The organism is Actinotalea sp., from assembly GCF_035443605.1.
In the GTDB taxonomy this organism is placed as follows: domain Bacteria; phylum Actinomycetota; class Actinomycetes; order Actinomycetales; family Cellulomonadaceae; genus Actinotalea.
Genome location: NZ_DAORSQ010000160.1, coordinates 1 through 3,949, shown reverse-complemented (window position 1 = coordinate 3,949; position 3,949 = coordinate 1). Strand labels below are relative to the sequence as shown.

Annotated in this window: 3 protein-coding genes; 1 reads left to right on the top strand and 2 read right to left on the bottom strand. The window is 72.6% G+C overall.

What is annotated here, in order from left to right; translation table 11 throughout:
- The coding region (locus PKY62_RS12440) for a putative PEP-binding protein (RefSeq protein ID WP_324537427.1) at positions 1–504 on the top strand (504 nt) is incomplete at its 5' end.
- Between the two features lie 66 nt (positions 505–570).
- Here the strand turns inward: PKY62_RS12440 and PKY62_RS12435 are convergent.
- Both PKY62_RS12435 and pta read right to left on the bottom strand, forming a co-directional pair.
- Positions 571–1,764, bottom strand: coding sequence for an acetate/propionate family kinase (locus PKY62_RS12435; RefSeq protein WP_324537425.1), 1,194 nt, complete (start codon positions 1,762–1,764; stop codon positions 571–573).
- The coding region (gene pta, locus PKY62_RS12430; RefSeq protein WP_324537423.1) for a phosphate acetyltransferase at positions 1,761–3,949 on the bottom strand (2,189 nt) is incomplete at its 5' end. The genes PKY62_RS12435 and pta, both read right to left, overlap by 4 nt.

Here is a 3,949-nt window from a genome sequence, read left to right as displayed (position 1 = left end):
GAGTTCGCGAGCATGGCCCGCGGCCACGGCATCAAGACGGTCGGCGTCATGGTGGAGGTGCCCTCCGTCGCGCTGCGCGCCCGGGAGGTGCTCCAGGAGGTCGACTTCGTCTCGATCGGCACCAACGACCTGGCCCAGTACACGATGGCCACCGACCGGCTGCGCGGCGAGCTCGCCGACCTGCTCGACCCGTTCCAGCCCGCCGTGCTCCAGCTCGTGGCCATGACGGCCCGCGCCGGCGTCGAGGCCGGCAAGCCGGTCGGGGTGTGCGGCGAGTCCGCGGGGGACGCCGTCATGGCGCTCGTGCTCAAGGGGCTCGGCATCACGAGCCTGTCGATGTCGACGGGTTCGCTCGCGTCGGTGCGCTTCGCGATCCGCCAGCACACGCTGGCGCAGTGCGAGGCGATCGCCGAGGCCGCCCTGGGTGCGCGCGGTGCGATCGACGGCCGGGCCGCCGCCATCGCCCTGATGACCCCCGAGTCCCGGCAGGGCCTCGGGCTGTAGCACCGACGACGAGGGCCGGTCACCGCGGAGTGACCGGCCCTCGTCGTACGCCCGACGGTGCGGGGCTCAGGCGGTGACCAGGGCGACGGCCTGACGGGCGATCTCGAGCTCCTCGTTGGTGGGCACCACGAGCACGGTCACCTCGGAGCCGTCGGGGGAGATGACGGTGTCGGCCTTCTTGCGGCCGGCGTTGCGCTCCGGGTCCACCGCGATCCCCAGACGCTCGAGCCCGGCCAGGGAGTTGATCCGCACGATGTCGTCGTTCTCGCCGATCCCGGCCGTGAACGCGATGGCGTCCACGTGGCCCAGGTGGGCGTAGTAGGAGCCCACGTAGCTCTTGATCCGGTGGTAGTAGACCTCCAGGGCCGTGCGGGCGTTCTCGTCGCCCGCCGCGACCGCGTCGTGCACGTCGCGCATGTCGGACGAGCCCGACAGGCCCAGCATGCCGGAGCGGCGGTTGAGCAGGTCGTCGAGCTCGTCCGTCGTCATCCCGGCGACGCGCTGCAGGTGGAAGAGCACGGCCGGGTCGATGTCGCCCGAGCGCGTGCCCATCACGAGGCCCTCGAGCGGGGTCAGGCCCATCGAGGTCTCGACCGACACCCCGCCGCGCACGGCGGTGGCCGAGGCGCCGTTGCCGAGGTGCAGCACGATGACGTTGACCTCGGACGGGTCCTTGCCGAGCAGCTCTGCGGTGTGCCGCGAGACGTACAGGTGCGACGTGCCGTGCGCGCCGTAGCGGCGGATCGCGTAGTCCGCCGCCACCTGGCGGTCGATCGCGTAGGTGTACGCGGCCGGCGGGAGGGTGGTGTGGAAGGACGTGTCGAAGACGGCAACGTGCGGCACCGTCGGGAACGCGTGCCGGGCGGCGCGGATGCCGGAGAGGTTCGGCGGGTTGTGCAGCGGCGCGAGGGTGGCGAGCTCGGAGATCGCGGCCTCGACCGCGTCGTCGACGAGCGCCGGGCCGGGGAACCGGCTGCCGCCCTGGACCACGCGGTGGCCGATCGCGGCGAGCTCGTCCGCCGCCAGGCGCGGGCCGTGGGTCGCGAACAGGTCGAGGATGACGGCGATCCCGGCCTCGTGGTCCGGCACCGGCTGCTCGAGCTTGGTGGTCCCGTCCGGGCCCTCGTGCCTGATCGACCCGGTGGGCTGGCCGATCCGTTCGATGAGCCCGGTGGCCATGGCGTCACCCGACTCGACGTCGACCAGCTGGTACTTGATCGAGGAGGACCCCGAGTTGATCACCAGGACGTGCGCGCTCACAGGGCTTCTCCTCGGGTGGTGTCCGGACCGGACGGGGTGGCCGCGGCGGGTGGTGCCGGGACGTCGGGCGTCGCCCCGGCGAGGGCGTGCGCGCTGGTGATGCGGGCGGCGGCCTCCTCGGCGGAGGTCGTCGGCCCGGCATGCGTGGCGCCAACGGCCGCGGCCGCGGCGGCGTCGGCGTCGGCCCTCGCCTGGCGCTGGGCCTGGATCGCGGTGATCGCCACGGTGTTGACGATGTCCTGGACCAGGGCGCCCCGGGACAGGTCGTTGACCGGCTTGCGCAGGCCCTGGAGCACGGGGCCGATGGCCACGGCGCCGGCGGACCGCTGGACGGCCTTGTACGTGTTGTTGCCCGTGTTGAGGTCCGGGAAGATGAAGACCGTCGCCCGGCCGGCCACCGTGGACCCCGGCATCTTCGTCTTCGCGACGGATGCGTCGACGGCGGCGTCGTACTGGATGGGCCCCTCGATCTCGAGGTCCGGCCTGCGCTCGCGGACCAGCGCCGTGGCCGTGCGCACCTTCTCCACGTCGGGCCCCGTGCCCGACTCCCCGGTCGAGTACGACAGCATGGCGATGCGCGGCTCGATGCCGAACTGCGCCGCCGTCTGCGCCGAGGAGATCGCGATGTCCGCGAGCTGCTCGGCCGTCGGGTCAGGGTTGACCGCCGCGTCGCCGTAGACGAGCACGCGGTCCTCGAGGCACATGAGGAACACGCTGGAGACGATGCCGACGCCCGGCGTGGTCTTGATGATCTCGAACGCCGGCCGGATGGTGTGCGCCGTGGTGTGCATCGCACCGGAGACCATGCCGTCGGCAAGGCCGAGCTGGACCATCATCGTGCCGAAGTAGGAGACCGAGCTGACGATCTCGCGCGCGCGCTCGAGCGTCATGCCCTTGTGCTTGCGCAGCTCGGTGTACTCGTGGGCGAACCGCTCGTGCAGCGCGCCGTCCTTGGGGTCGATGACGGTGGCAGAGGTGATGTCCAGGCCGAGCTCGGTGGCCCTGGCCCTGATGGACGTCTCGTTGCCGAGGATGGTCAGCCGGGCGACCTCGCGCTGCAGCAGCGTGCTGGCCGCCCGCAGGATCCGGTCGTCGCCGCCCTCGGGCAGCACGATGTGCTTGCGGTCGGCGCGGGCGCGGGCGAGCAGCTCCCACTCGAACATCAGCGGCGTGACGACCGACGGCCGGGCGACGTTGAGCCGGGCCAGCAGGGTGGGGCCGTCGACGTGCTTCTCGAAGAGCGCCAGCGCGGTGTCGACCTTGCGCTGGGAGTCGGCGGTGAGCCGGCCCCGCGTGTTGGCCGCGGCGCTGGCGGTGTGGAACGTGCCCATGTCCGTGCGGATGATGGGCAGCCGCGTCCCCAGGCCGTTGACCAGGCGGGCGACCGGCGTGGGCGGGTAGAACCCGCCGTTGAGGATGATCGCCGCCAGCGAGGGGAAGCCGTCGGCGGCGTGCGCCATGAGCAGGCCCAGCAGGATGTCGGAGCGGTCGCCCGGGGTGATGATGACGGCGCCGTCGGTGAGCTTCTCGAGCAGGTGCTCGATCGACATCGCGCCGACCAGCACGGCCAGGGCCTCGCGCGAGAGCAGCGCCTCGTCGCCCGCGGCGAGCCGCCCGCCCACGGCCTCCATGAGGGCGCCGACGGTGGGGGCGCTGAGCAGCTGGTCCTCCGGCACCGTCCAGGCGGGCAGGTCGTTGCCCAGCGCGGCCCGGATGGTGACGAGGTCGTGCGCCGCGCAGCGGTTGGCGACGATCCCGATGACCTCGGCGTGCTGGGAGCGCATCTCGCCGATGCAGACCTCGGCCATGCCGCGCACCTCGTCGGGCCGGCGGCCGGAGCCGCGCACCACGAGCAGCACGGGTGCGCCGAGGTTCACGGCGATCCGCGCGTTGTACGCCAGCTCCGTCGGGCCGGCGACGTCGGTGTAGTCGGTGCCGACGATGACGACGACGTCGCACAGCCGCTCGACCTCGTGGTAGCGCGACACGATCCGCGACAGGGCGGCCTCGGGGTCGGCGTGCACGTCGTCGTACGTCACCCCGACGCACTGCTCGTAGTCGAGGTCGACGCCGTCGTGCGCGAGCAGGAGCTCGAGGACGTAGTCCGGCTGGTCCGTGCTGCGTGCGACCGGCCGGAAGACGCCGACCTTCTGCACGCTCCGGGTGAGCAGGTCGACGACCCCCA